The sequence below is a fragment of the Nitrobacter sp. genome, from assembly GCF_051535235.1.
In the GTDB taxonomy this organism is placed as follows: domain Bacteria; phylum Pseudomonadota; class Alphaproteobacteria; order Rhizobiales; family Xanthobacteraceae; genus Nitrobacter.
In genome coordinates, this window is record NZ_JBPPLZ010000001.1 from 88,703 (window position 1) to 110,223 (window position 21,521).

General features: G+C 64.7%; 21 protein-coding genes and 1 other RNA gene. 7 read left to right on the forward strand and 15 right to left on the reverse strand.

Translation table 11 applies throughout. The features are described 5' to 3' along the window. Positions 1–13: 13 nt before the first annotated feature. The 15 genes from tolQ to ACS3WA_RS00530 all read right to left on the reverse strand — a co-directional run bounded on the left by tolQ (position 14) and on the right by ACS3WA_RS00530 (position 12,492). Positions 14–727, reverse strand: a complete 714-nt coding sequence (gene tolQ / locus ACS3WA_RS00460) for a protein TolQ (RefSeq protein WP_438276617.1) — start codon at positions 725–727, stop codon at positions 14–16. A 499-nt stretch (positions 728–1,226) separates the two neighbouring features. Continuing rightward, the gene (locus ACS3WA_RS00465; RefSeq protein WP_438276618.1) at positions 1,227–1,724 is read right to left on the reverse strand and encodes a DUF2852 domain-containing protein; all 498 of its coding nucleotides are present in this window, start codon (positions 1,722–1,724) and stop codon (positions 1,227–1,229) included. 269 nt (positions 1,725–1,993) lie between these two features. Further along, positions 1,994–2,722: a TetR/AcrR family transcriptional regulator gene (locus ACS3WA_RS00470; RefSeq protein WP_438276619.1), complete on the reverse strand. Its 729-nt coding sequence runs from the start codon at positions 2,720–2,722 to the stop codon at positions 1,994–1,996. A gap of 571 nt (positions 2,723–3,293) precedes the next feature. Next, a complete protein-coding gene (locus tag ACS3WA_RS00475) occupies positions 3,294–3,779 on the reverse strand; it encodes a VOC family protein (RefSeq protein WP_438276620.1) in 486 nt (161 codons plus the stop codon). 257 nt (positions 3,780–4,036) lie between these two features. Then, complete coding sequence (gene ybgC, locus ACS3WA_RS00480) at positions 4,037–4,498, reverse strand: tol-pal system-associated acyl-CoA thioesterase (RefSeq protein ID WP_438276621.1); 462 nt, start codon at positions 4,496–4,498, stop codon at positions 4,037–4,039. A gap of 25 nt (positions 4,499–4,523) precedes the next feature. Continuing rightward, positions 4,524–5,570, reverse strand: coding sequence for a Holliday junction branch migration DNA helicase RuvB (gene ruvB / locus ACS3WA_RS00485; protein WP_438276966.1), 1,047 nt, complete (start codon positions 5,568–5,570; stop codon positions 4,524–4,526). Positions 5,571–5,706: 136 nt separating this feature from the next. Next, on the reverse strand, positions 5,707–6,324 hold the full coding sequence (gene ruvA / locus ACS3WA_RS00490; protein WP_438276622.1) for a Holliday junction branch migration protein RuvA: 618 nt from the start codon (positions 6,322–6,324) through the stop codon (positions 5,707–5,709). A gap of 196 nt (positions 6,325–6,520) precedes the next feature. Then, positions 6,521–7,033: a crossover junction endodeoxyribonuclease RuvC gene (gene ruvC, locus ACS3WA_RS00495; RefSeq protein WP_438276623.1), complete on the reverse strand. Its 513-nt coding sequence runs from the start codon at positions 7,031–7,033 to the stop codon at positions 6,521–6,523. 229 nt (positions 7,034–7,262) lie between these two features. Beyond that, a complete protein-coding gene (mgtE, locus tag ACS3WA_RS00500; protein WP_438276624.1) occupies positions 7,263–8,630 on the reverse strand; it encodes a magnesium transporter in 1,368 nt (455 codons plus the stop codon). 447 nt (positions 8,631–9,077) lie between these two features. Continuing rightward, positions 9,078–9,824: a YebC/PmpR family DNA-binding transcriptional regulator gene (locus tag ACS3WA_RS00505; protein ID WP_438276625.1), complete on the reverse strand. Its 747-nt coding sequence runs from the start codon at positions 9,822–9,824 to the stop codon at positions 9,078–9,080. Between the two features lie 149 nt (positions 9,825–9,973). Continuing rightward, positions 9,974–10,795, reverse strand: coding sequence for a TIGR00282 family metallophosphoesterase (locus ACS3WA_RS00510; RefSeq protein ID WP_438276626.1), 822 nt, complete (start codon positions 10,793–10,795; stop codon positions 9,974–9,976). Positions 10,796–10,823: 28 nt separating this feature from the next. Next, a complete protein-coding gene (locus ACS3WA_RS00515) occupies positions 10,824–11,408 on the reverse strand; it encodes a 5-formyltetrahydrofolate cyclo-ligase (RefSeq protein ID WP_438276627.1) in 585 nt (194 codons plus the stop codon). Positions 11,409–11,515: 107 nt separating this feature from the next. Further along, positions 11,516–11,676: non-coding RNA, 6S RNA (gene ssrS / locus ACS3WA_RS00520), on the reverse strand. Positions 11,677–11,770: 94 nt separating this feature from the next. After that, positions 11,771–12,154 carry a cell division protein ZapA gene (locus ACS3WA_RS00525; protein WP_438276628.1) on the reverse strand — a complete coding sequence of 128 codons (384 nt, stop codon included), beginning with the start codon at positions 12,152–12,154 and terminating at the stop codon, positions 11,771–11,773. Then, complete coding sequence (locus tag ACS3WA_RS00530; RefSeq protein WP_438276629.1) at positions 12,151–12,492, reverse strand: DUF4164 domain-containing protein; 342 nt, start codon at positions 12,490–12,492, stop codon at positions 12,151–12,153. The genes ACS3WA_RS00525 and ACS3WA_RS00530 overlap by 4 nt, the downstream gene beginning before the upstream one ends. A gap of 282 nt (positions 12,493–12,774) precedes the next feature. Here ACS3WA_RS00530 and tkt point away from each other — a divergent pair, with 282 nt between their 5' ends. From tkt to ACS3WA_RS00565, 7 genes are all read left to right on the forward strand, one after another. Further along, positions 12,775–14,760: a transketolase gene (tkt, locus tag ACS3WA_RS00535; RefSeq protein ID WP_438276630.1), complete on the forward strand. Its 1,986-nt coding sequence runs from the start codon at positions 12,775–12,777 to the stop codon at positions 14,758–14,760. Positions 14,761–15,086: 326 nt separating this feature from the next. After that, complete coding sequence (gene gap, locus ACS3WA_RS00540) at positions 15,087–16,097, forward strand: type I glyceraldehyde-3-phosphate dehydrogenase (RefSeq protein WP_438276631.1); 1,011 nt, start codon at positions 15,087–15,089, stop codon at positions 16,095–16,097. 137 nt (positions 16,098–16,234) lie between these two features. Beyond that, positions 16,235–17,431, forward strand: a complete 1,197-nt coding sequence (locus ACS3WA_RS00545; RefSeq protein ID WP_438276632.1) for a phosphoglycerate kinase — start codon at positions 16,235–16,237, stop codon at positions 17,429–17,431. Positions 17,432–17,541: 110 nt separating this feature from the next. Then, entirely contained in the window at positions 17,542–18,570 is a 1,029-nt protein-coding gene (locus tag ACS3WA_RS00550; RefSeq protein WP_438276633.1) for a class I fructose-bisphosphate aldolase, read from the forward strand. Between the two features lie 280 nt (positions 18,571–18,850). After that, positions 18,851–19,552, forward strand: a complete 702-nt coding sequence (locus ACS3WA_RS00555) for a thiamine phosphate synthase (protein ID WP_438276634.1) — start codon at positions 18,851–18,853, stop codon at positions 19,550–19,552. Beyond that, positions 19,549–20,625, forward strand: a complete 1,077-nt coding sequence (locus ACS3WA_RS00560; RefSeq protein ID WP_438276635.1) for a tetratricopeptide repeat protein — start codon at positions 19,549–19,551, stop codon at positions 20,623–20,625. The genes ACS3WA_RS00555 and ACS3WA_RS00560 overlap by 4 nt, the downstream gene beginning before the upstream one ends. Positions 20,626–20,687: 62 nt before the next feature. Continuing rightward, on the forward strand, positions 20,688–21,476 hold the full coding sequence (locus ACS3WA_RS00565) for an inositol monophosphatase family protein (RefSeq protein WP_292695702.1): 789 nt from the start codon (positions 20,688–20,690) through the stop codon (positions 21,474–21,476). Positions 21,477–21,521: the final 45 nt, after the last annotated feature.

Here is a 21,521-nt window from a genome sequence, read left to right on the forward strand (position 1 = left end):
ATGCCCTGAGGCCTCAACTCCGCTCGTCGATCTGACGTGACAGGATCGCGGAAAACTCGTCGGCGAAACCCTCGAGCCGCTGGGCCTGACGATTCACTTCCGCCGTGAACTTGTTGTAGAAAATAGTCGCGGGAATGGCGGCGATAAGGCCGATTGCCGTTGCGAACAGCGCTTCGGCGATGCCCGGCGCCACCACCGCAAGCGAGGTGTTCTTCGACGCGGCGATCGACTGGAAGCTCGACATGATGCCCCACACGGTGCCGAACAGGCCGACGAAGGGGCCGGCCGACCCCACCGTGGCCAACACCAGGAGCCGCCGTTCCAGCCGCTCGATCTCGCGTGCGATCGAGACATTCATCACTTTCTCGATACGCATCTGAAGTCCGGCGAACGAGCGCGCCTGACTTTCGAAAGACCGTTTCCACTCGCGCATCGCCGCCACAAAGCAGGCAGCCATCGACTGCGTCGGCTTGGCCGACAGCGCCCGGTACAGATCCTCGATCGACTCTCCCGACCAGAAGGCCTGCTCGAAGCGATCCATCGCGCGCTTGGTGCGGGCGTAGAGAAACATCTTGTCGATCGCGATCGCCCAGACCCACACCGAACAGCCGAGAAGGCCGAGCATCACCGCCTTCACGATCCAGTGAGCGTGGAAAAAAAGCGTTATCAGCGACACGTCGGCTGAGGCGATGGGCAAGGCTGACTGGGCCACGTCGGCCGGATTCATAAGCGGTATCCTCTCAACGCAAGATATCCCTATCGACCCCGGGGGCGACCTCCGCCGCCGGTTTCACAGCCACGAAGCGCACGCGGCGTAAAGCGCCAACGCGGAAAGCTGGTTGGGTCACATGGGAGGCTGGTCCAAAGCCAGAACCTGCTTCCCCTGCCAACGTGTCAAAACGAGGGCTATCAGCGTGTCTTCACGCCCGTAACCAGACGCTAATCTTGGTTAAAATCGGGTTACCGGGGATGCAACAGGGCCGTGGAATCGGCTTCTCCTCCTGCACTTACGCGTGAGACGATGGCGGCAAGACGGATCGGCACGGGCAGGCGGTCGAACCTGCTCGCCGGTCTCGCCCGGCTCGCGGGGGCGACGTCCTCTGATCCGGCGCGGTATCGAAATCCTTTGAAGGACTTCAATTCAAATGACCGCAGAAAAAACCGCCCGCCTGCGGGACAGGCGGACGGTGATTTCGGAGTGATGGCGGATTGATCGGCTGGTCTTGTTACTGACCTTGTGCCTGATCGTTCGGCGGCGTTGGACGGGTGCGATGCTGCGCCATGAACGCATCGAACTCTTCCTTGTCCTTGGCGTGGCGCAGCCGCTCGAGGAAATCCTTGAATTCCTTTTGCTCTTCCTCGAGGCGCCGCAGCGTCTCCATGCGGTACTCGTCGAAGGCGCGGTTGCCGCTGGAGGGCGCACCGAAGCCGGGAAAGCCGAAGCCCCGGCGCTCCATGTGATCGCGCATCCGCTCCATTTTGTACTGCATCCGCTGCATCTTGTTTTCGAAACGATCGTTGCTCCAGCAACCCATTTTTCTGCTCCCGAGTGTGAAGAAGAGAATCGCGAGACCGATCGGCCACCACACCATGAAACCCAGCACGATCAGAACGATCCGAAGCGGATGCCACGGCACATTCATGAAGCGGGAATAGGGGTAGCAGCCTTGGCCCTGCATGCGGTCGGGGCCGTTCCAGCGATCGTAGTCAGCAGTTTGGGCCATGGCCTTCTCCTGAACGGCATCACGCCGCGTGAATGTAAATAACATTTACATAAGTAGATCATTAAGGGATTTTGTCAAGCGCGGAATGGTCCGCAAATAGCGGTGCTCATGGCGGCGCGGTTCCCGATTGTGACGGTTCATCACATTGGCGCCGCCGGTCTGCGAGCCGTCCCGGGATCAAAAAGACGATCAGCCACAAGATATTGGCCGCTGTCACGTGTGCGGCGACGGATCAGACCGGCGGGTCCCAAAGAGAGGCGCTCACGCGGTCAGGTCGCGGATTTGTGACCCCACGGTCCCCGCGGCGGCACAGGTTCCGACGGCGGCTCAGGTCGAGCCGCGTCGTCCGGCGGCTTGCGCTCGGCGGGAAAGCCGAGCCCGCGCAGATAAATCAGCACGCCGGCTTCGAGCAGATCTTCGGCGGACATCGGCAGCTTGCGTCGCGCCGCATCGCCGCGGCCGAACAACGAGGCAATGCCGTGCGACATCGACCAGATGTGCAGCGCCATCATCAGTGCCGGCGGCCGGGCGACGCCCGGCGGCGTCAGCGCGGCAAGCCGTTCCGCCGCGGCGCGAATGATGGCAAAGGCGCGTTCGCTTGCAGCCGACAGCATGGGATTGACGTCGATCGGCACGCCCGATTCGAACATCGCCGAATAATAGGCAGGCTCGTTGCGGGCGAAGGCAAGATAGGCGCGGCCGACGCGCTCGAACGCGCTGACGGTGTCGGGGCGGCCGTCATCCCAGGCTTTCGTCAACACCGCCTCGAACTGCTCGAAGCCACGCTGCGCGATGCTCGCCAGCAATTCGTCGCGATCGCGGAAATGCCGGTAGGGAGCCGCCGGGCTGACACCGGCCGACCGCGCGGCATCGGCGAAGGTGAAACCCGCCGGTCCTTTCTCGGCGATCAGGCCGAGCGCCGCCTGCAGCAACGCCTCCTTCAGATTGCCGTGATGGTAGCCCCGCTCAGGGCGGCGATGGTCCTTGCGCCAGCTCATGTGAATGGTTCTTACATGAGCCGGGGGGAAACGTCACTGATTTCGTCAGGGCTCGCAGGGCGGCCGCGGCGAGGGTTTTCCAGCGCGAGACCTTGCAGCCGCTCATGACATGACCAGCGACGCGCGTGATGACGTGACGGCGCGCAATGGAAGCTGTCGCGCGTTGCCAGTCGAGATGCACGCACATCACGCGCGCTACATCGCAAACAAATTCCTGCCGCATTGCTTGATCACGCTTGCGTCATTGCTTCGGCCGTGGGGACAAATGCGGCCGCAGCAATTCCAAGGGGCGTTCCGCGTACATCGATTCCGATTTTGACTCGCGCAAATTTCGCGCCGCGATGAGTCATGCCCAAACCACCCCGGTCAGCATCGCTGACCAAAGCAAATGGCGAGGACATCATGACCGATGCAACAAGGCGGACGGCATCCGGCACGCTCGCGCACCTGTTCGCACATGCCATGGCGGTGACGTCGCTGCTGGTGATCGCCGCCTGCATCTTCTACGTGAGATAGGCCTGCGGGCCGATTGCTTCCATCGGCCGATCGACATGATGCGGGCAGCGCCGCCTCACGCATTGACCGTTCCGTTCGCGGCCGCCTCGATATCGGCGATAACGATCTTTTTCATCTTCAGCATCGCCTTCATCGCGCGGCTGGCCCTGGCACGATCCGGATCCTGCAACAGGCGCGGCATCATCTCGGGTACCACCTGCCATGACACGCCAAACCTGTCCTTGAGCCAGCCTCCCTTGAGCGGGCCGCCACCGCCGGTGGTGAGCTTGTTCCAGTAGTAGTCGATCTCGTCCTGCGACTTGCAGCCGATGCTGAACGAGGTCGCTTCGCTGAACTGGAAATGCGGGCCGCCGTTCAACGCCAGGAAGCGGGTGCCGTCGAGTTCGAACTCTATGGTCAGCACGGTCCCGGCCGGCTTCGAGCTGCCTTCGCCGTAATACGTCGTTTCGAGAATCTTCGAATTGTCGAACACCGAAACGTAGAACTTCGCGGCTTCCTCGGCCTGCGTATCGAACCAAAGAAAGGGAGTGATTTTGGGCATGGCATGCTCCAATGATTGCGTGCGAGTTGATGCATGTGAGAGCGGGAAAAAGAGAAGAAAAGTATTTAGCGGTTTTCCGCCCCGCATCCCGCTCTGGAATGAATATTGGTATCCGCCTTCATGATTTGGATCGATTCGATCCGAAATTCATCGTGCTCTAGGCAACTCGCCAGCAAACGGCGGGTTCCGCCACGACATGATCTTCGGGCCCGGCGCAGGCGCGGACAACGCGATCTTGCGAACGTGAAAGCCAGTGATCAGACTTGATCGGCCTTCATCGCCAAACGCAGCGCCTTTGGTATCGGTCTTGCCTGGCCGCCAGAAACAAACGCCACCTTCACCTTCGCATCCAGCAGCAGCACGTCGCCGCGCCTCACCTCCTGATGCAAGGTGATCGAGGCGCCGCGCACCTCCAGCGGCCGCGTCACGATGTCGAGCACCTCGTCCATATGCGCCGGCTTGAGGAAATCGAGTTGCATCGCGCGCACCACGAACGCAAAACCCGGCGCCTCGCTTTCGGCCTCGTCGAACAGCGCGCGCTGATCGGCGCCAAGCAGGCGCAGGTAGTTGCTGCGCCCGCGCTCCATGAAACGCAGATAGTTGGCGTGATAGACGAGGCCGGTGAAATCCGTGTCCTCATAGTAGACGCGAATCTGCATGTAATGCTTGCCGTCGCGGATCGCGCCGTCGAGCTGTTCGGTCTGTGGCGGCGCATTCATGGGGCGAGATTCATGGGGCGGGCATTCATTGATCCTCCTCGCCGCCGAACAGTCCGAATTGCGCCGGATCGCGCGAGGGCTCAGTCAAACCGAGGTGGCGGAAGGCGTGCGAGGTGAGCAGCCGTCCGCGCGGCGTGCGCTGAAGGTAGCCGCACTGGATCAAAAACGGCTCGATGATGTCCTCGATGGCGTCGCGCGGCTCCGACAGCGCCGCCGCCATGGTTTCCACACCCACAGGCCCGCCGCCGTAGTTCAGCGCGATGGTGGTGAGATAACGGCGGTCCATGGCATCGAGCCCCGCGGCATCGACTTCCAGCGCGCCGAGCGCGTGATCGGCGATTCTGCGATCGATGGCGGACGCATCGGCGGCGGACGCGAAATCGCGCACCCGCCGCAACAGCCGTCCGGCGATGCGCGGAGTGCCGCGGGCCCGGCGGGCGATCTCGTTGGCGCCGTCCGCCGTCATGCCGACTTCGAGCACGCGCGCGCCGCGGCTGACGATCTTCTCCAACTCATCGATGGTGTAGAAATTCAGGCGCACCGGAATCCCGAAGCGGTCGCGCAGCGGATTGGTCAAAAGCCCCGCCCGCGTCGTGGCGCCGACCAGCGTGAACTTCGCCAGCTCGATCTTGACCGAGCGCGCCGCCGGACCTTCGCCGATGATGAGGTCGAGCTGGAAATCCTCCATCGCCGGATAGAGCACCTCCTCCACCGCCGGCGACAGGCGATGGATCTCGTCGATGAACAGCACGTCACGCTCTTCGAGATTGGTGAGCAGCGCCGCGAGATCGCCGGCCTTGGCGATCACCGGGCCGGAGGTGGCGCGGAAGCCGACGCCGAGCTCGCGCGCGACGATTTGCGCCAGCGTGGTCTTGCCGAGGCCGGGGGGACCGACGAACAGCACGTGATCGAGCGCCTCTTTGCGCTTGCGGGCGGCATCGATGAAGATCTGCAGGTTGGCGCGGGCCTGCGCCTGGCCGACGAACTCGGCCAGCTTTTGCGGCCGCAGCGCGGTATCGCCGACATCGTCGGCGCGGCGCTCGGGCGTGACGATGCGGGAGGGCGTGGTCATGCGCACCAGCTCCGGCAAGCGCAAGTCTTTCCCTCTCCCCTTGTGGGAGAGGGTGGCGAGAACAAGCGAAGCGCGTTCGAGCATCCTCTCCCACAAGGGGAGAGGGAAGGAAAAGCGCGCGCTGTCGTGCGAATGCTCACTTCGCCAGCTCCTTCAGTCCAAGCCGGATCAGTTGCGCGGTCTCCGCTGTTTCGCCGGCGCTGCGCGAGGCGGCCGCGACCGCAGCCGCCGCCTGCGGCTGACCGTAGCCGAGATTGACCAGCGCAGAGATCGCATCTGCCACCGGACCCGGCGCGCGGCGGTCGTCGATCGCGCCGGCGAGATGCACCACCGCAGGATCGACATTGGCGAAGGACGGTGCCTTGTCCTTCAACTCAGTCACGATGCGTTCGGCGACCTTCGGGCCGACGCCGGGCGTGCGCGCAACCGACGCCTTGTCGCGCAAGGCAATGGCGTTGGCGAGATCGGCCGGCGACAGCGTGCCGAGCACCGCGAGCGCCACCCGCGCACCGACGCCCTGCACCGTCTGCAACAGGCGAAACCACTCGCGCTCGTGATCGGTGCGAAATCCGAACAGCTTGATCTGGTCTTCGCGCACATAGGTCTCGATCGACAGCACGGCCGCCTCGCCCGGCGACGGCAGCGCCTGCAGCGTGCGCGACGCGCAATGCACCTGATAGCCGACGCCGCCGACGTCGAGGATGACGTAATCCTCGCCGTAGGAGTCGATGATGCCCTTGAGCTTGCCGATCATGGATAGCTCTTTTACCTCTCCCGCTTGCGGGTGAGGTCGACGCACCCGGCAGCGCCCTCGCGCGCCGAGGTGCGGCGGGTGGGGGCCCCCGCGCCTCCGGACAACAAGACCCTGCCCCCTCGCCAACCCTTCCCCGCAAGCGGGAGAGGGAGCAGGCTGCGCTCACCGTTAACCCTGATGCAAACCAACACATTCATCATCCCGCCACCTTCATCCGCAACGCCGCGCTGCGCCGATGATGCGCGTGGGTGATGGCGATGGCGAGCGCGTCGGCGGCGTCGGCGCTCTTCGGGTCGGCCTTCGGCAGCAGGATTTTCAGCATCGCCTGGATCTGGGCCTTGTCGGCATGGCCGGCACCGACCACGGTCTTCTTCACCTGGTTGGGCGCGTATTCCGAAACCGCGATGCCGAACATCGCCGGCGCCAGCATGGCGACGCCGCGCGCCTGCCCGAGCTTCAGCGTCGCGACGCCGTCCTTGTTGACGAAGGTCTGCTCGATCGCCGCCTCGGCGGGACGGAACCGGTCGAGGATCAGGCCGAGCCCCTCATGGATCGCCAAGAGCCGGCTCGCCAGCGCCGTCTGTTCGCGGGTCTCCACCGAACCACAACCGACGAAGATCAGCCGGTTGCCCTCGATGTCAAGCACACCCCAGCCGGTGCGGCGAAGGCCCGGGTCGATGCCCAGAATGCGAATCGGTGAGGTGATCATGGCCTATGTTAGCGCAAGCATCCCGCTGCGTCCGCCCCCGCCCGAGAGCCAATTATGGCGCAGGACGTAACTCGGTCGTCATGGCCGTTCCAAGAACGGCGTCGCTTCGCTCGCCTATGGCCGTTCCAAGAACGGCGTCGCTTCGCTCGTCTATGGTCCCTGCCATATCCAGAAAAGACGTGGATGCTCGGGACAAGCCCGGGCAGGACGGGTGGAAAGCGTTCTGCATTTACAGCAGCGTCCCGCTCAGGATCAGCAGCGCGACGCTGAAATAGATCATCAATCCGGTGACGTCGACCAGCGTGGCGACGAACGGCGCGGAAGCGCTGGCGGGGTCGAACCCCGCCCGTTGCAGGATGAACGGCAGCATCGAGCCCGCCACCGAGCCGAATGTCACCACGCCGATCAGCGCGGCCGCGACAGTGATGGCGACAAGCACCCAATGCTCGCCGTAATCGAAAATGCCGAGTTTCTGCCAGGCCACCACGCGGATCAGTCCGATCACGCCGAGGATCGCGCCGAGGATCAGTCCCGTCGGCAGTTCGCGCAAGGCCACGCGCCACCAGTCGCCAAGCCTGACCTCGCGCAGCGCCAGCGCGCGGATCAGGAGCGAGGTCGCCTGCGATCCGGAATTGCCGCCGGAACTCATGATCAGCGGGATGAACAGCGTCAGCACGATGGCCTTTTCCAGTTCGCCTTCGAAGTGCTGCATGGCGCTCGCGGTCAGCATCTCGCCGAGGAACAGCACGCAGAGCCAGCCGCCGCGCTTGCGGATCATGCTCGGAAGTCCGATCTGCAGATAAGGCTCGTCGGTCGCCGCCATGCCGCCGAACTTCTGCGCGTCCTCGGTATTTTCCTCGATGATGGCGTCGATGATGTCGTCGACCGTGACGATGCCGAGCACATGCCCGGCCTTGTCGACGACGGGTACAGCCAGCAGGTCGTGCCGCGTGATCAGCCGCGCCACGTCCTCGCGGTCCGTCAGCGGAGAGGTCGTGATCGGCGAGCGCGCCAGATCGGAGATCCTGGCCAGAGGCGCGCCGGCGACCAGCCGCCGCAGCGACACCGCGCCAACCAGACGGCGGGTGAAGGCGTCCAGCACGTAAATGGCGTAGACCGTCTCGCGGGTGCGCTCGACCTGCCGGATGTGCTGCAAGGTGCGCTCCACGGTCCAGGTCGCGGGCACGCTGACGAACTCGGTCGTCATCATCGCGCCCGCGGTGTTTTCCGGATAGGCGAGCAGACCCTCAATGGTCGTGCGCGTCGCCGCGTCCAGCCCCCGCATCAGCTCGGTACGGACCGGCTCCTCAAGTTGCTGCACGATGTCGGCGGCCATGTCGGCCGACATGCCGGCGAGCAGCACGGTCGCGGTCCGTCGCGGCAGCGCCTCGATGATCTCGGGGCCGAAATTCAGCTCCGGCTTGTCGAGAATCTCGACCGAGGTATCGACCGGCAGCAGAACCAGCACCGCGGCCGCGTCCTGCGGTGCGAGCTGATTGAGGATTTCGACGTTGTCCGCGACATGGCCGTCGCTCAGCCGTGAAGCCAGCGCGAACACATCGAGGTCGCCGTCCGTGGCGGTGTGGGTCTCCGTCATAGCTCACCTTCGGGGTCTGCCGGCAACGGCAGGCCTTGTGAGCTCATCAAGCTCTCAGACCGGCGCCGCTGTCGGCGAGGTACCTGGCAAGGTACCTGGCAAGTTACCAGGACTGTCGCTTGGCATAATGTCGGGTGTTCCAGTGATGGGCGCGCGACCGAGGCCGCAGCATCCCGCTATGGCTGACATGATCCTTCAACCGGACGCCGTCAAGGGAAAAAGGGCGTGCAGAGGACTGACAACGGCTGTTCAAGCTATCGTCATGCCCGGCCTTGTGCCGGGCATCCACGTCTTGGATTCCTTCCACGTTAAAGACGTGGATGGCTGGGAACCCATAGGCGAGCGAAGCGACGCCGTTCTTCGAACGGCTATGGGCGAGCGAAGCGACGCCGTTCTTCGAACGGCTATGCCGGGCCATGACGATATCAGGCGTTCGCGATAATGGGCCTACCCGCCGAGTTTCGCCATCAGCGCGTCGGACACCTCGAAGTTGGCGTAGACGTTCTGGACGTCGTCGTGCTCGTTGAGAAGATCGATGAGCTTGAGCAGCTTCTCGCCGGTGTTGTCATCGACGGCGATCGTGTTCTGCGGCTTCCAGATCAACGCCACCTTGCGCGCCTCGCCGAACCGGCCTTCGAGCGCCCTGGCAACGTCGCGGAAGGTTTCCTGCGAGGCATAGATTTCATGGCCGCTCTCGCCCGACGCCACGTCGTCGGCGCCGGCCTCGATCGCGGCTTCCAGCATGTCGTCGGCGGACGCCTTGTCCGCGTCGTATTCGATCACCCCGAGCCGGTCGAACATGAACGACACCGAGCCGGTTTCACCGAGGTTGCCGCCGGATTTGGTGAAGTAGGAGCGGATGTCGGAAGCCGCGCGGTTGCGATTGTCGGTCAGGACTTCCATGATCACGGCGACGCCGCCGGGACCGTAGCCCTCGTAACGCAATTCGTCATAGGTCTCCGCGTCGTTGCCGCTCGCCTTCTTGATCGCGCGCTCGATATTGTCCTTGGGCATGTTTTCCGCCCGCGCCGCGATCATGGCGGCGCGCAGCCGCGCATTCATCGCCGGATCGGGCGCTCCGAGCTTGGCCGCCACGGTGATTTCGCGCGCGAGCTTGCTGAACAGCTTCGACTTATGGGCATCCTGCCTGCCCTTGCGGTGCATGATGTTCTTGAACTGGGAATGTCCGGCCATCGGCAGGTCTCTTTCGAATCCGGGGCAGGTGCCGGCGGCGGCACCGGCGCCCTCTGCAAAGGTGGAAGCGGCGCGGCGTTATAAGCCGGGACTGGTTGGAATCAAAGACTGGCGCGAAAACATCCGCCATCGATCCCGGTTCGATCGCGTCACGTCCAGAACGAGGGCTCCGCCGGCTCGAGCCGTCCGCCAAGCCGCACCGGCGCGATTCTGAGCGCAAGCCCGGTCGCATCATCGGTCTCGACCGCGACGCCGCTCAGCGTGGCAATGCCGCCGGCCGGCTCGAACCGGCCGCTCGGAATGCCCGTCGTGAAGCGGCGCAGCGGCTCCTCTTTCTGCATCCCGATCACGGAGTCATAATCGCCGGTCATGCCGGCATCGCTCATATAGGCGGTGCCACTGGGAAGGATCCGATGATCCGCCGTCGGCACATGGGTGTGCGTCCCGACCACAAGGCTGGCGCGGCCGTCGCAGAAGAAGCCCATGCTTTGCTTCTCGCTGGTCGCCTCGCCGTGGAAATCCACGACGATCGCGTCCGCCGCCTCGCGCAACGGACAGGCGTCAAGCTCGCTATCGATGGCGCGGAAGGGATCGTTGAGCGGCTCCATGAAGATGCGCGCCATGGCGTTGATGACGAGCGCGCGGCGGCCGTCCCTGATATCGATCAGCGCGGCGCCGCGGCCCGGCGTATGCCGCGGAAAATTCAGCGGGCGAATGAGCCGCGGCGCGCGCTCGATGAACACCAGCGCCTCTTTCTGATTCCAGGCGTGGTTGCCGAGCGTGACGGCGTCGGCCCCGGCGTCGAGAAACTCCTGGTAGATCGCCTCGGTGATGCCGAAGCCGCCGGCGGCATTCTCGCCGTTGACGACGACGAGATCGAGCTTCCACCGGGCAATGAGCGCCGGCAGACGTTCGCTGATGGCGGTGCGTCCGGTCTTGCCGACGACGTCGCCGATGAAAAGAATACGCACGGCTCTACTTTTCCGATTTCAACGCGGCTCACTTTCCAAAGCTGAAAAGCCCGGCTTCGGTTAGCACATAATCGAGCCGGACGTCGTGGGACAATGCGGGCACCTGCGGAATTTCCTGCACCGCGAAGGCGAGACCTATGGCGATGACCGGCTTCCTGTCGCGCAACTGCGCAAGCGTGCGGTCGTAATAGCCGGCGCCATAGCCGATGCGGTGACCGGCGCGATCGAATGCGGCGAGCGGCACCAGCACGATATCCGGGACGACCTCGGTCACAGCGGCGGGCGGCTCGGAAATTCCGAACGTACCTCGCACCAGCGTCTCGCCCGGCTTCCACGCGCGAAAGACGAGCCCGGCGTTGCGCGCTGCAATCGCCGGCATAGCAAGCGCAGCACCTCGCGCGGCCAGGCTCTGCATCAGCGGCACGGGATCGATCTCGCTGCGGATCGGCGCGTAGCCGGCGACGATCGTCGACGACGTGATTTCGAGCGGCGGCATTTGTGCCGCGATCCCACGCGCCGCGTTGGCGCGCTGCTCCGCGTTCAAGGCATCGCGACGAGCCAGCGCGACAGCGCGCAGTTCGTTTTTGGATGGGGCGTCCGAGGAAACCGACATGCCGGATGTTTAGTTCACCGTCATCATCCGCGAAAGCGGATGATCCGGTACTCCAATCAGGACATGACTAATGCCTGCCGCCTGCGCAGACGCTCGAATGGGAAAAGTGCGAAGCCGCGACCGCCGTTGGAGCGCTCGATCCCGGAGTTCCCTACGAAAGTAGGTGGGCACCATATGTCCGGATCCACGGACCCGGCCAGGGACAGTTCCCTTAAGGATCGATAAGGCCCCGGGGATGTGTGGCTCCTGACGCGCGGCGCAGCCTCGCAATGCTAATGTAGGCGGGAATGGACGCGGATGCCAGCGGCGTCTCATGTGACGAACGTGTATCTATCCCGGGCGCGATGCGGGCGGCGGAGTCTTCACCCGATGGCGATGCCGCCGCCGACGGTGCGGTTCAGGACCTGCGTGGTCTTTTCGATGCGCTGCGCCGCCATGTTCAGCGCGGCAGCCACTGCCGTTTGCGTGGCGCGCGCGCGCTCCGCGGCCGCAGCGCGCACGTCTCCCAATGCGCTGAGTTCGTCCTCCAGCGCGCGGATGCGCTGGTGCGCATCCAACAACTCGTCGGAGGCCGTGAGAGCCGCCATCACTTCCAGGCGCTGATCGCCAATTTCGCCGAACTTGCCCCGCAACTCGCCGATCCGGTTTTCGAGATCGCGCGCAAGGGCCTGCAGCCGCTCTTCCTGGCCATCCTCGCAGGCCATCCGGTACTGGCGGCCGTTGATGGTGACATTGAGATGACTCACGACTTCTCTCCCGTCTCTCCCGCGGCTTCGAGCACGGACTGGATGGTGCCGATCGCCGCGTCGAGCTTGTCGGCGATTTCGCGATTGGCGCGTTCGAGCTTGCGCGTGCGCACGAGCGAGCCATCAAGCTCATCCGCGAGCCGCGAGCGGTCGGCGCCCAGCGCCTGAATACGGCTCGCCAGTTCGTCCTCGTTGCGGTCCGCCTCGCGCCGCCGCTCCACCGCTCTTTCCAGGGCATCAAGCGCGGCGGTCAGCCGCCGGGTCGCGGCATCGATTTCGACCGCGCCAGGACTAGACGGTTCGGCGCCGGCGGAACGGTTGGCGGGTCGGTCGTTCATGTTCGCTCAGCGCGCCTTTCGGCCGGCTGTGGGCCGGATTACAAAGCCACGGCTCGGCAAGCCCTTAGGGGCTGAAATTTACGTGGCGGACGAGGCCAGCGCAACGCCGCAGCGCAGCTATGCACCGCAAAACATTCTGCCTGTGAGGAGGGTCTCCCGCACTTGGACTCCGCCGACGCAGGTGCTATGCCCCCCGGAACGCCAGTCCGGCTCGCCGGGCTGCATCGAATTCCAATGCGAACCGTTTAGCCCTCCTCATCTAGTCTGGACCGGATATCCCACATGCCGACCGTCGACTCCTCCCGTATGGCGAATGCAATCCGCGCGCTCGCGATGGACGCCGTAGAAAAAGCAAAATCGGGCCACCCCGGCCTTCCCATGGGCACGGCCGACATCGCCACGGTGCTGTTTACCAAGTTCCTGAAATACGACGCGACCGATCCGCACTGGCCAGACCGCGACCGCTTCATCCTCTCCGCCGGCCACGGCTCGATGCTGCTCTACGCGCTGTTGTACCTGACCGGCTACAAGGAGATGACGCTCGACCAGATCAAGAACTTCCGGCAGCTCAACTCCAAGACGCCCGGCCATCCGGAGAACTTCATCACCGAGGGCGTCGAGACCACCACCGGCCCGCTGGGCCAGGGCGTCGCCACCTCGGTTGGCTTCGCGCTCGCCGAACGCCTGCTGGCCGCCCAGTTCGGCCGGGATGTCGTCGATCACTACACCTATGTGCTGTGCTCCGACGGCGACCTGATGGAGGGCATCAGCCAGGAGGCGATCGCGCTGGCCGGCCATCTCAAGCTCAACAAGCTGATTTTCCTGTATGACGACAACGGCATCACCATCGACGGCCCGATCTCGCTGACCGACAACGTCGATCAGGTGGCGCGTTTCAAGGCCTGCGGCTGGGACGCAAGGCGGATTGACGGCCATGATCAGAAGGCGATCACAGCAGCGATCCGCCGGGCGCAGAAGTCCGACAAGCCGTCGCTGATCGCCTGCAAGACCATCATCGGCTTCGGCGCGCCCACCCGAGCCGGCACCTCCAAGGCGCATGGCGAAGCGCTCGGTGCGGAAGAACTCGCGGGTGCGAAGAAGGCGCTCGGCTGGAATTACGGCCCGTTCGAGATTCCCGACGACGTTCTCAAGGCCTGGCGCAGCGCCGGGCGCAAGGGCAAGCGGCAAAACAAGGAATGGCGCGCGCGGTTCGCGGCGAAGCCCGAGGCCGAACGCGGCGAGTTCACGCGACGCGCCATCGACCGCAAGCCGCCGCAAAACCTCGACGAGGTGGTGCGCAAGCTCAAGGACAAACTGGTCGCCGAACCGCCGACGGTCGCCACCCGCAAGGCCAGTGAAATCGCGCTCGAGGTGCTGGTGCCGGCGATGCCGGAACTGCTGCTCGGCTCCGCCGACCTCACGCCGTCCAACAACACCCGCACCAAAGGGATGAAGGACGTCGAGCCCGGTCACGACGACGGCCGCTACATCCATTACGGCATCCGCGAACTCGGCATGGCGGCTGCCATGAACGGCATCGCACTGCACGGCGGATTCGCGCCGGCCGGCGGCACCTTCATGTGCTTCGCCGACTACGCCCGCCCGGCGATGCGCGTGTCCGCGCTGGCCAACATCCCGGTGGTCTACATCATGACCCACGACTCCATCGGGCTCGGCGAGGACGGTCCCACCCATCAGCCGGTGGAACATCTGGCGAGCCTGCGCGCGATGCCGAACATGCGCGTGTTCCGCCCCGCCGACGCGGTCGAGACCGCCGAGTGCTGGCAGCTTGCCCTTGAGCGGCCGAAAGGGCCGACAGTGCTGGCGCTGTCGCGGCAAAACCTCACGCCGGTGCGCAAGACCCCGCATGCGGACAATCGCTGCGCGCATGGCGCCTATGAGCTGGTCGCGGCCAATGGCGAGGCGAAGGTGTCGATCTTCGCCTCCGGATCGGAAGTCGAGATCGCGGTCGCGGCGCAGCAACAGCTTGCCGGGCGCGGCATCGCGTCGCGGGTGGTCTCAGTGCCCTCGCTGGAACTGCTGCTCGAACAGCCCGAGGAACGCCGGCATGCCCTTATCGGCAAAGCGCCGGTCAAGATCGCCGTGGAAGCGGCCGTACGCTTCGGCTGGGACGCCGTGATCGGGGCCGATGGCCTCTTCGTCGGCATGCACAGCTTCGGTCACAGCGCTCCCGCCAAGGACCTCTACAAGCATTTCGGCATCACCGCCGAAGCCGTGGTCAGCGCTGCGGAGAAGCGCCTTCGTTGAGGTTGAGATTGCCTCAAAATCAAAAAGGCGCTAGCTAAAACGCGCGGAATGTGGATTTGACATGAGCGGACCGGCCCCCCACAGGTCGGGCTGCGAATGTCAGATCCAGATTTCCGCTGACAGCTTATTTTGCTGGTGGTTCTCTGATTTTGACGCTCGCAGATTCTCTCGCTTAGGGCGGGATGCGAATGCCAAAATCGAGCCGCTAGATATCACCAATGGTCGCCGCCCGGCAGAACCGGGTGACACAGGCGTCGACGCTCGCGCACGGAGCTAAACTTGCGGTTGCGCGGAGACAATGCTTTATTTGAAGGAGAACGAAGATCATGGCAGTCCGGGTCGCAATCAACGGGTTTGGCCGCATCGGCCGCAATGTTTTGCGCGCCATCTACGAGGCCAAGCGCGACAACGAGATCGAGATCGTCGCCATCAACGATCTGGGCCCGGTGGAAACCAACGCGCATCTCTTGCGCTTCGACTCCGTGCATGGCCGCTTCCCGTACGAGGTGAAGGTTGAAGGCGACAGCATCGTCATCGGCAAGAACAAGATCAAGGTGACCGCCGAGCGCGACCCCTCGAAGCTGCCGTGGAAGGAACTCGGCATCGATATCGCGATGGAGTGCACCGGCCTCTTCACCGCCCGCGACAAGGCCGCCGCGCATCTCGCCGCCGGCGCCAAGCGCGTGCTGGTCTCGGCTCCGGCCGAGGGTGCCGACATGACCGTGGTCTACGGCGTCAACCACGACAAGCTGACCAAGGACCATCTGGTCGTTTCGAACGGCTCCTGCACCACCAACTGTCTCGCGCCGGTCGCGAAGGTCATCAACGATCTGGTCGGTATCGAAACCGGCTTCATGACCACGATTCACGCCTACACCGGCGACCAGCCGTCGCTCGACACCATGCACAAGGACCTCTACCGCGGCCGCGCCGCGGCGCTTTCGATGGTCCCGACCTCGACCGGCGCCGCCCGGGCGATCGGCCTGGTGCTCCCTGAACTCAAGGGCAAACTCGACGGCGTCGCCATCCGCGTGCCGACGCCGAACGTCTCGGTGGTCGATCTCAAGGTGATCGCCAAGAAGGCGACCACCGCCAACGAGATCAACGAGGCGATGAAGCGCGCCGCTTCGCAGGAACTGAAGGGCATTCTCGGCACCACCGATCAGCCCAACGTCTCCAGCGACTTCAACCACGATCCGCACTCCTCGACGTTCCACATCGACCAGACCAAGGTGCAGAACGGCACGCTGGTGCGCGTGCTGTCGTGGTACGATAACGAATGGGGCTTCTCCAACCGCATGAACGACACCGCCGTCGCGATGGCGAAGCTGATCTGAGATTGACGCGTCCCTCGCGCATCGCGGCACAACTGCCGCGATGCGAACCGGGACCGTTCGATACCGCAACTTTTCCTGCGTAGCGGTCCCGGCTCTGCGGTGCACCGTTCACGCCGCACCGCCTCCGGGATCCAGCCATGACAAAGCCCTTCCGCACCCTCGATGATGTTGACGTGAACGGAAAGCGCGTGCTGCTGCGCGTCGACCTCAACGTTCCCATGGAGCAGGGGCGCGTCACCGACACCACGCGGCTGGATCGCATAGCGCCGACGATCGCGGAAATTGCCGACAAGGGCGGCAAGGCCATCCTGCTGGCGCATTTCGGCAGGCCCAAGGGCCCCGACGCCAAGGATTCGCTGAAACCGGTCGCCGCGGAACTCGCGAAAGTGCTCGGCAGGCCGGTCGCGTTTGCCGACGATTGCATCGGCGACGTCGCGCAGAAGGCGGTCGCCGCCATGAAGAACGACGACATTCTTTGCCTGGAGAACACCCGCTTCCACAAGGAAGAGGAGAAGAACGATCCGGCCTTCGTCGCTGAACTCGCCAAGCTCGGCGACATCTGGGTCAACGACGCCTTCTCGGCAGCGCATCGCGCCCACGCCTCCACCGAGGGCCTCGGCCACAAGCTTCCGGCCTATGCGGGACGCACCATGCAGGCCGAACTCGAGGCGCTGAACAAGGCGCTCGAGGCGCCGACGAAACCGGTCATCGCCATCATCGGCGGCGCGAAGGTCTCGACCAAGATCGATCTTCTGGAAAACCTTGTCAGCAAGGTCGATGCGCTGGTGATCGGCGGCGGCATGGCCAACACCTTCCTGCACGCGCAGGGTGTCAACGTCGGCAAATCGCTGGCGGAAAAGGACCTCGCCGCGACCGCGCTGCGCATCCTCGACAAGGCCCAGGCCGCCAACTGCGCCATCATCCTGCCGGTCGACGCCACGGTGGCGTTCCATTTCGCCGCCAACGCGCCCTCCCACGCCTACGGGCTGGATGCGATCCCGGCCGACGGCATGATCCTCGATGTCGGACCGCAGTCGGTGGAGCGCGTTCATTCGGCCATCGACGATGCCGCGACGCTGGTCTGGAACGGCCCGCTCGGCGCGTTCGAACTGACGCCGTTCGATCGCGGCACCGTCGTCGCGGCGAAACACGCAGCCGCCCGCACCAAGGCCGGGAAACTGGTATCCGTCGCAGGCGGCGGCGATACGGTCGCGGCGCTGAACCAGGCCGGGGTGGCCGGTGACTTCTCCTACGTCTCGACCGCCGGCGGCGCTTTCCTGGAGTGGATGGAAGGCAAGCCGCTGCCCGGCGTAGAGGTGTTGCGGGCAAAATGACGCCGCTTCTCGCGGCAAAATGAGTTGCAGCGCCGGAAAGCCGCAATTCTCATGCCTGTATGACACCCGGAACGGGCACGCCGGTTTCGGGCACGCAGGAGGAGACGCCCATGAATCTCGCCGACCTCAACAAGGTGGCCCAGGCCATGGTCGTGCCCGGCAAGGGCATTCTCGCCGCCGACGAATCATCCGGCACCATCACGAAACGTTTCGAGGCAATCGGCGTGACGTCCACCGAGGACAGCCGTCGCGACTATCGCGAGATGCTGTTCCGCTCGACCGACGCCATGACGAATTATATTTCCGGCGTCATTCTCTATGACGAAACCATCTGGCAGAACGCCAAAGACGGCACGCCGCTCATCAAGCTGATCGAGCAGGCCGGCGCCATTCCGGGCATCAAGGTCGACGAAGGCACGCAGCCCCTGCCCGCATGCCCCGGTGAACGCGTCACCGTCGGACTGGACCGGCTCGCCGAGCGAATGAAGACATACTACGAGCGGGGCGCGCGCTTTGCGAAGTGGCGCGCGGTGATCGACATCAACGCGAGAGGCATCCCGAGCATGACCGCCGTGGGCGTCAACGCCCATGCGCTGGGACGCTATGCCGCGCTCTGCCAGGCCGCCCAGGTCGTGCCGATCGTCGAGCCGGAAGTGCTGATGGACGGCGATCACGACATCGACCGCTGCCTCGAAGTCACGACGCGGGTGCTCAACGTGACGTTCCAGGAATTGCGCAAGCAGCGCGTCGCGCTCGAAGGCATGATCCTGAAGCCCAACATGGCGATCTCCGGCAAGGCATGCGCGAAGCAGGCCTCGGTGCAGGAAGTCGCGGAAAAAACCGTGCGCATGCTGAAAGCCTGCGTGCCGGCCGCCGTCCCCGGCATCGCCTTCCTGTCCGGCGGACAGTCCGACGAGGAAGCCACAGCCCATCTCGACGCCATGAACCGGATCGGCAACCTGCCGTGGAAGCTGACCTTCTCCTATGGCCGCGCGCTGCAGGCCGCGCCGCAGAAGGCGTGGGCCGGCAAGGCCGCGAACGTCGCCGCCGGTCAACGCGCCTTCAATCACCGTGCCCGGATGAATTCGTTCGCCAGCAGGGGCGAGTGGAAAGCCGATCTGGAAACGAAGGCCGCGTAAGGCTTTCTGCACGGACCTGATTTTGCCGTCATTGCGAGCGAAGCGGAGTGCGCCCAGTTCGCATTGAATTGCAACGAGTGACTCCTCACCTCTCCCGCTTGCGGGGCAAGACGAGCAAAGCTCGCTCTGAGAGGTCGACCGGCGAAGCGCAGCGGGGCCGGTCGGGTGGGGACTTCTTTATTGTCCCTCCCCCGCAAGCGGGAGAGGGAGTTTCGCAGTGCGAAACGATGCGTTTCTTCATTCTTCATCATCTGAAACGCTCAAAAGGTTCAAGCTTTAGATGTCGCCGAAAGTCGCGCCGTCCCGACCGCTCCCAAGGCTTTATCTCGCGACGCCAGTCGTTGATGATCCGTCGCAATTGACGGCGCGACTGCCCGCGCTGCTCGCGGGTGCCGATGTCGCAGCCGTGCTGGTGCGGCTTTCTCACTCCGATCCGCGCACGCTGATTTCGCGCATCAAGACGCTGGCCGCAGTGATCCAGGCCGACGGTGCGGCAATCCTGCTCGACGGTCACGCCGATCTGGTCGCGCGCTCAGGCGCCGACGGCGCGCATCTCACCGGCATTGAGGCGTTGCAGGAGGCGCTGCCGGCGCTGAAACCCGATCGCATCGCCGGAACCGGCGGGCTGTCGACGCGCCACGACTCCATGATCGCGGGCGAGGCCGGCGCCGACTACGTGCTGTTCGGCGAGCCGGATGACGCCGGCGACCGGCCCTCCACCGACGCCATCGCGGAGCGGCTTGAATGGTGGGCCGAACTGTTCGAACCGCCTTGCGTCTGCTATGCCGCGAGCTGTGAGGAGGCACGCATCTTCGCCTCATCCGGCGCGGATTTCATTCTCGCCGGCGAGTTCGTCTGGAACGATCCGCGCGGCGCGGAGACGGCGCTGACGGAGCTTGCCGCGGCGATCAGGCAGGGGCACGGATTGCAAGACGGCCGCACAACACCCGCAACGAAGGCGGAGGGAGGTGCCGCCGGATGACTGTCCCGCGTCCCGTTGCCCGTTCTCTTGCCATTGTCGCGAGCGTTCTCATGCTCGGGGGAAGCGCGCTGGCACAGCTCCAGTTGACGCCACAGGCGGCCGACGCGCCGTCCCGGCCGAGCAAAAGCGTCAGGACGAAACCCGTCAAGCCCCCATCGCCGCCGAAGGAAGCCGCAACGCCTGCGAAACCGGCATCCACGCCCAACGCCAAGGCGGACGCTCCGGCTCACGACAATCCGAACGCCGATCTGGTCTACGGCGCCTATCAGCGCGGCCTGTACAAGACCGCGTTCGACCTTGCGATGAAGCGGGCGCAGGACAACAAGGACCCCGCCGCCATGACCATGCTCGGCGAGCTTTATGCCAACGCGCTGGGCATCAAGCGCGACTACGGCAAGGCGATCGAGTGGTACCAGCGCGCAGCCGACCTTGGTGACCGCGAGGCGATGTTCGCGCTCGCCATGCTGCAGATCAGCGGGCACGGCGGAGCGCCCGACCGGGCGGCTGCGGTGAAACTGCTGGCCTCCTCCGCCAAGCTCGGCGAACCGAAGGCCGCCTATAACCTCGCGCTGCTCTACATGGACGGGCAGACACTGCCGCAGGACTTCAAACGCGCCGCCGAACTCCTGCGCTTCGCCGCCGACGCCGGCAGCCCGGAGGCGCAATACGCGCTGGCGACCTTCTACAAGGAAGGCACCGGCGTCGAAAAGAATCTCTTCACATCGGTGCGGCTTTTGCAGGCGGCCTCGCTCGCCGGCAACGTCGATGCCGAAGTCGAATACGCCATCGCGCTGTTCAACGGCACCGGCACCGAGAAGAACGAGGCCGCCGCGGTGTCGCTGCTGCGCAAGGCCGCCCGGCAGAACAGCGCGATCGCGCAGAACCGTCTCGCCCGCGTTCTCGTCACCGGCATGGGAGCGCCGATGGACAAGGTCGAAGGCCTGAAATGGCATATCGTGGCGAAAACCGCCGGCAAGGGCGATCTGATGCTTGATGAGGCGATGGCGCAGGCAACGCCGGAAGAACGCGCCAAGGCCGAGGACGCCGCCCGCAAATGGCTTGGAATCAAATGACGCCTTGACGGAGGCGTTGGCGCAGGGCACCCAGTCCGCACCCTTCATCCGAGCCGAAAATCATGCTGCAATCCGCCCTCATGAACGTCATGGTCAAGGCCGCGCGCCGCGCAGGCCGCAGCCTGAAACGCGATCTCGGCGAGATCGAAAATCTTCAGGTATCGCTGAAGGGACCGGCGAATTTCGTCAGCCTCGCCGACAAGCGCGCCGAGGAAATCATTTACGAGGATCTCAGCAAGGCGCGGCCCGGCTACGGCTTTTTCGGCGAGGAGGGCGGCAACCGCGAGGGTACGGACAAGAGCCACACCTGGATCGTCGATCCGCTCGACGGCACCACCAATTTCCTGCACGGCATTCCGCATTTCGGCATCTCGATCGGCCTGCAGCGCGACGGCGTGCTGATCGCGGGTCTGGTCTACAATCCGGCCACCGACGAGCTCTACACCGCCGAGCGCGGCAAGGGCGCATTCCTCAACGACCAGCGGCTGCGCGTAGCAGGGCGACGCCAGATGAACGATTGCGTCATCGCCTGCGGCCTGCCGCACATCGGACGCGGCGACCACGAACTGTCGCGGCGGGAAATGGCGGCACTTCAGCCCAAGGTGGCCGGCCTGCGCCGCTTCGGCGCGGCCTCGCTCGATCTGGTTTACGTCGCGGCCGGACGGCTCGACGGTTACTGGGAACGCAACCTGCAGCCCTGGGATATCGCAGGCGGGCAGATCATCGTGCGCGAGGCCGGCGGCATCGTCAGCGGCATCCAGGGCGACGACGATCCGCTTGTGACCGGCGACGTGATCTGCGGCAACGAGTTCGTCCATGGCGAACTGGTGAGGATCATCAGGCCGCTGTGAGAGCGTAGAGGCGCTTGCATTGAACCGGGGCGCGCCCTTAACCTC

Bases quoted from the DNA above. Each gene is read 5' to 3' on its own strand.
- ybgC (WP_438276621.1), bottom strand. From the start codon at position 4,498: ATGAATGCGCCGCCACAGACCGAACAGCTCGACGGCGCGATCCGCGAC.
- ACS3WA_RS00545 (WP_438276632.1), top strand. From the start codon at position 16,235: ATGACAAAGCCCTTCCGCACCCTCGATGATGTTGACGTGAACGGAAAG.
- ACS3WA_RS00560 (WP_438276635.1), top strand. From the start codon at position 19,549: ATGACTGTCCCGCGTCCCGTTGCCCGTTCTCTTGCCATTGTCGCGAGC.
- ACS3WA_RS00555 (WP_438276634.1), top strand. From the start codon at position 18,851: ATGTCGCCGAAAGTCGCGCCGTCCCGACCGCTCCCAAGGCTTTATCTC.
- tolQ (WP_438276617.1), bottom strand. From the start codon at position 727: ATGAATCCGGCCGACGTGGCCCAGTCAGCCTTGCCCATCGCCTCAGCC.
- gap (WP_438276631.1), top strand. From the start codon at position 15,087: ATGGCAGTCCGGGTCGCAATCAACGGGTTTGGCCGCATCGGCCGCAAT.
- ruvB (WP_438276966.1), bottom strand. From the start codon at position 5,570: ATGACCACGCCCTCCCGCATCGTCACGCCCGAGCGCCGCGCCGACGAT.
- tkt (WP_438276630.1), top strand. From the start codon at position 12,775: ATGCCGACCGTCGACTCCTCCCGTATGGCGAATGCAATCCGCGCGCTC.
- ruvC (WP_438276623.1), bottom strand. From the start codon at position 7,033: ATGATCACCTCACCGATTCGCATTCTGGGCATCGACCCGGGCCTTCGC.
- ACS3WA_RS00530 (WP_438276629.1), bottom strand. From the start codon at position 12,492: ATGAACGACCGACCCGCCAACCGTTCCGCCGGCGCCGAACCGTCTAGT.
- ACS3WA_RS00470 (WP_438276619.1), bottom strand. From the start codon at position 2,722: ATGAGCTGGCGCAAGGACCATCGCCGCCCTGAGCGGGGCTACCATCAC.
- ruvA (WP_438276622.1), bottom strand. From the start codon at position 6,324: ATGATCGGCAAGCTCAAGGGCATCATCGACTCCTACGGCGAGGATTAC.
- ACS3WA_RS00565 (WP_292695702.1), top strand. From the start codon at position 20,688: ATGCTGCAATCCGCCCTCATGAACGTCATGGTCAAGGCCGCGCGCCGC.
- ACS3WA_RS00505 (WP_438276625.1), bottom strand. From the start codon at position 9,824: ATGGCCGGACATTCCCAGTTCAAGAACATCATGCACCGCAAGGGCAGG.
- ACS3WA_RS00465 (WP_438276618.1), bottom strand. From the start codon at position 1,724: ATGGCCCAAACTGCTGACTACGATCGCTGGAACGGCCCCGACCGCATG.
- ACS3WA_RS00475 (WP_438276620.1), bottom strand. From the start codon at position 3,779: ATGCCCAAAATCACTCCCTTTCTTTGGTTCGATACGCAGGCCGAGGAA.
- ACS3WA_RS00515 (WP_438276627.1), bottom strand. From the start codon at position 11,408: ATGTCGGTTTCCTCGGACGCCCCATCCAAAAACGAACTGCGCGCTGTC.
- mgtE (WP_438276624.1), bottom strand. From the start codon at position 8,630: ATGACGGAGACCCACACCGCCACGGACGGCGACCTCGATGTGTTCGCG.
- ACS3WA_RS00550 (WP_438276633.1), top strand. From the start codon at position 17,542: ATGAATCTCGCCGACCTCAACAAGGTGGCCCAGGCCATGGTCGTGCCC.